Source organism: Candidatus Binatia bacterium (assembly GCA_036382395.1).
Classification (GTDB): domain Bacteria; phylum Desulfobacterota; class Binatia; order HRBIN30; family HRBIN30; genus JAGDMS01.
On the sequence record DASVHW010000122.1, the window covers coordinates 1 to 4,721 of the forward strand.

The window sequence follows — 4,721 nt, forward strand, 5'->3', positions numbered from 1 at the left end:
ATCGCCGTCCTGTCGGATGAGGCGCGCGAAGCGCAGGTGGAGCAAGCGCGGGCACTTGCGACGCAGCGCAAGACCGAAATCGACGCCAAGCGCAGGCTGATCGAGAGCGGCGCCTTGCCGAAGCTCGAGCTGGTCAATCTCGAATCGCAGCAGAAGGCGGCAGATGCAGCGCTTGCCGCCGCGGAAGCCGAGCGCGAGCGTGGTGTCGTCCGCGCGCCCTGGGCGGGCGTCGTTAGCGACGTGCCGGTCGAGGTCGGCCAGGCGACGTTCTCCATGGCGGGACGAGAGATCGCGCAGATCGTGGCGCTCAATCCCATGCTGGCGGTGGTTGAGGCACCCGAGCGCAAGCTCGCCGGTATTAAGGTCGGCGACGCCGCTGACATCCGCCTAGTCACCGGCGAGACCGTGACGGGCCGCATCCGCTACGTCGCTAAATCGGCGAGCCCAACCACCCGAACCTATCGCATCGAGGTCCAAGTGGAGAACGCCGCTGGCAAAATCCCTGATGGGATCACCGCAGAAGTCGTGATCAAGATGGCGTCAGTGCCGGCGACGCGCGTACCACGCTCGGCCCTAATCTTCTCGGCCTCGGGCGACCTCGGAGTCCGCGTCGTCGATGCCGGCGGCAAGGTGGCTTTCGTCCCTGTGGCGATCGCCGAGGACGGGCAATCGTCAATGTGGGTCGGCGGCGTCGAGGACGGCGCCCGCGTCATTGTGCAAGGCCAGGACTTCGTGCGCGAGGGCTTGCCGGTTGAAACCGTCGCAGCAGCGGTCGCAGAGAAGACCGCCGGCAATTGACCCACGACGCCTGGGCCGATGCGAAGCCGGCTCGGCAGATCAAGGAATCGACCAGAACACCCGCATGTCCAAGATTATCGATTACGCCATCAGCCATGCACGGCTCACTGTCGCGGTGCTCCTGTTCGTGCTCGCCGCTGGCTTCGTCGCCTATGTGACGATCCCGAAGGAGGCGGAGCCCGACGTCAAGATCCCGATCATTTACGTTCAACTCACTCAGCGTGGGATCAGCCCGGAGGATGCTGAGCGGCTGATGCTGCGACCGGTCGAGACGCAGCTGAAGTCCGTGAGCAACGTGAAGGAGATGCGCTCGACGGCCTACGAAGGTGGAGGCTACGTACTGCTCGAGTTCGAGGCCGGCTTCGATTCAAAGTCCGCCCTCGCCGACGTGCGCGCCAAGGTTGACGACGCCAAACACGATTTGCCGAAGGATACCGACGAGCCGTCGGTGCAGGAGGTCAACCTCTCGCTCTATCCGGTGCTGGTGGTGGCGCTGTCCGGCGACGTGCCCGAGCGCACCATGTTGCACATCGCCCGCACGGCGAAGAACATGATTGAGCAGGCTCCGGGCGTGCTGTCGGCGGAGCTGCGCGGCTCGCGCGATGAGGCGGTAGAGATCGTCGCCGAGCCGATGTTGATGAAGAGCTACAACGTCTCGCTCGACCAACTCGTTGCGGTGACCCAGGCGTCCAACAGCCTTGTGGCCGCTGGCGCGCTCGAGGGCCGGACCGGCCGTTTTTCCGTCAAGGTGCCATCCCTGATCGAGAAGCCGGCGGACGTTCTCAACATCCCCATCATTTCGTCGCCCGGCGCGTCTGTGACGCTGGGTGACATTGCGCAGGTCAAGCCGACTTTCAAGGACGCCACCGGCATCACCCGCGTCAATGGCAAGCCCGCTATGACCATCGAGGTATCGAAACGCTCCGGCGCCAACCTGATCGAGACAGTCGACGGCGTGAAGAAGGTGGTCGAGCAGATCAAGACCACGTGGCCCGCGGGCGTACAGGTGACCTTCACCCAGGACAAGTCGAAGTTGATTCGGCAGATGTTGAGCGATCTGCAGAACTCGGTGGCGACCGGTGTGCTGCTGGTAGCGGTGATCGTCTTATTTGCCCTCGGTTTCCGCGCCTCTTTGTTCATCGGCATCGCCATTCCGGCGTCGTTCCTCGCCGGCGTGCTCGGGCTCCAGCTCGCAGGGCTTACGGTGAACATCGTCGTGCTGTTCTCGCTCATTCTCGCCGTCGGCATGCTGGTCGACGACGCCATCATCGTGTCGGAATTCGCCGAACGGCGGATGTCGGAAGGCATGGCGCCGAAGGACGCCTACACGCTGGCGGCTAAGCGTATGGCCGGCCCAGTGATTGCCGCCACCGCCACCCGCATCGCCGCCTTCTCGCCGCTGCTGTTCTGGCCGGGCGTGGTGGGGCAGTTCATGAAGTACCTGCCGATCACCCTGATCGCGACACTGTCGGCGTCGCTGGTGGTCGCCCTCCTGTTCACCCCGACTCTCGGCGTGCTACTCGGCAAGGCGACGCCGGTGTCGCATGACGATCGGACCTCGGACAAAGGTCCCTATATGCGCACTGTGCGCTTGGCGCTGCGTCACCCCGGCATGACGTTGGCACTAGCAGCCTTCCTGCTGATCGCCGTGCAGGTCACTTACGGCGCGTTCGGGCGCGGCGTCGAGTTTTTCCCCAGCGTCGAGCCGGACTACGGCCAGGTGATCGTCCACGGTCGCGGCAACCTATCGATCGAAGAGAAGAACAAAGTGGTGGGCACGGTCGAGGAGCGGGTGCTGGCGTTCGACGGCCTCAAAACCGTGTACACTCGCGTGGGCGAGCAGCCGCGAGGCTCCAGCGAAATAACCGAGGATACGATCGGCGTCATCCAGTTCGAATTCGCCGATTGGAAGGTGCGTCCACCTGCGCATCAGATCATGGACGCGATCCGCGCCAAGACCGCTGACATTCCCGGCATCCTGGTCGAGGTGACGGCGCCGCGGGCCGGGCCGCCCACCGGAAAACCGATCCAGGTGCAATTGTCCGCTATCAATCCCGATCAATTACCGGCGGCGGCGAAGACGGTCGCGGCGATCCTGGCGAGCCGCAGAGACATTCGCGACCTCGACGACGGTCAGCCGCTGCCCGGCATCGATTGGAAGATCAGCGTCGACAAGGCGGAGGCGGCGAAGTACGGCGCTGGCGTCGGTATCGTCGGCACTGCCGTGCAGCTCGTCACCAATGGCGTCAAGATCACCGAGTACCGCCCGTCCGACAGCGACAAGGCGGTCGACATCATCGTGCGTTTCCCGCAGGACCGGCGCAGCCTCGACCAGATCGACGATTTGCGCGTCCAAACGGCGTCCGGCAGCGTGCCGATCGGCAATTTCGTCAGCCGATCGCCGAGCCCGCGCGTCGGCTACATCAACCGCGTCGCTGCCAGCCGGGTGATGACGGTGTCGTCCAACCTGGCCGAGGGAGTGCCGAGCGCCAAGGTACAGCAGGAGATCGCCCAGGAACTCGCCCAGGCCGACCTCGGCCCCGGCGTGATGTGGAAGCTGAAGGGCGAGGACGAGGAGCGCGCCAAGGCGTCGGCTTTCCTGCTCAAGGCGTTTGCCACCGCGCTGTTCCTGATCTTCGCGATCCTGCTGGCGCAGTTCAACAAGCTCACCTCGGTCATGCTGGTGCTCACCGCCATCGTGCTTTCCACCATCGGCGTTCTGCTCGGCCTGCTGATCATGGGCCAGGCCTTCGGCGTGGTGATGACCGGCATCGGCATCATCGCCAATGCCGGCGTGATTGTGAACAACAACATCGTGTTGATCGACACCTATGACCGCCTGCGGCGCGAAGGAAGGCCAGCCTACGACGCAATTATCGAGACCTGCCGGGAGCGTGCGCGGCCAGTGGCGCTCACCGCCATCACGGCGATCCTCGGTGTGCTGCCGATAGCCTTCGGCGTGAACCTTGAGTTCCTAGCGCGCGAGGTGACGGTGGGTGCGCCGTCGACGCAATGGTGGATTAATCTATCGACGGCGATCGTGTTTGGCCTCGGCTTCGCGACGATTCTCACCCTCATCGTGACGCCAGCGGCATTGATGGCGATAGCCAATCTGAGCGAGGGCCGCACGCGTTGGATCGCACACTTGAACCGATGGATCCCTGTGCCTACTGAAAACCACATCCGGGTATCGTGGGCCGGCTTCGCAGCTTGGTCCGGTCGAACTATTAGATCGTGGGGGAGCAAGCTGCCGCGAAAGAAATAGGTGTGTGCACCGAAGGCTTTAAGGGCGGGGTTTCCGTTCGGTTCAAAATATTCGATGAACCTCACCCGCGTGAACTGATGCGTATTCGAGTGAACCGATGTGAAGGCCGGAAACTGTAGCTGCTCCGGGCTGATCTGGTGAACTCGTCCCTACTTTTTCACGCGCACGCGCAAAATAACTATTGCCGCCATTTTGGGCACCGATCGGACCACCGACCCACCGTTACGCGATCGATAAGTTGAAATATCTTCCGATGCGGCGGAACTGCGTGGTTAACCCCGCAAAGCTGCGGCGCCGATCAATGTCCGCTTCTCTAATCGGCCGTTTGGGGTCAAGCACTTTCAGACTATCCACCACTGCAGTGTCGATGTCGCTCACGGGCTCGCGCTTCTCTTCGGAATCGGCACCAAGGCCCTTCCATTATGGGATTCGAGGACGAGGCGGAACAATCTTTGGGTCGGCCTTGCCGTTACACCAACGGCAGGTCCAAGCGGACATACGAACTCACCTCATCCATCGTCCCGCGAAGGACATCTTTCCACGGCTTGGTGGAACTCGAGTATTCTCCTATTGTAATTGATCCTGCATGGCTCTTATGCCGCCGCGACCTCCCGGGTCCAACGGAACTCAGTGCCATCAACCCATATGCGGTGCATGA

At 62.8% G+C, this 4,721-nt stretch carries 3 protein-coding genes; 2 read left to right on the top strand and 1 reads right to left on the bottom strand.

All coding sequences use genetic code 11. The annotated features are described in order from the left end of the window. Both VF515_05855 and VF515_05860 read left to right on the top strand, forming a co-directional pair. On the top strand, nt 1-798 hold a 798-nt coding region (locus tag VF515_05855; GenBank protein HEX7407161.1), incomplete at its 5' end, for an efflux RND transporter periplasmic adaptor subunit. Nucleotides 799-862: 64 nt separating this feature from the next. Continuing rightward, nucleotides 863-4,063 (top strand): efflux RND transporter permease subunit, encoded by a 3,201-nt coding sequence (locus VF515_05860; GenBank protein ID HEX7407162.1) that lies wholly within the window; start codon nt 863-865, stop codon nt 4,061-4,063. Nucleotides 4,064-4,285: 222 nt separating this feature from the next. Here VF515_05860 and VF515_05865 read toward each other — a convergent pair whose 3' ends face one another. Next, nucleotides 4,286-4,441, bottom strand: a complete 156-nt coding sequence (locus VF515_05865) for a hypothetical protein (GenBank protein HEX7407163.1) — start codon at nt 4,439-4,441, stop codon at nt 4,286-4,288. Between the last annotated feature and the right edge of the window lie 280 nt (nt 4,442-4,721).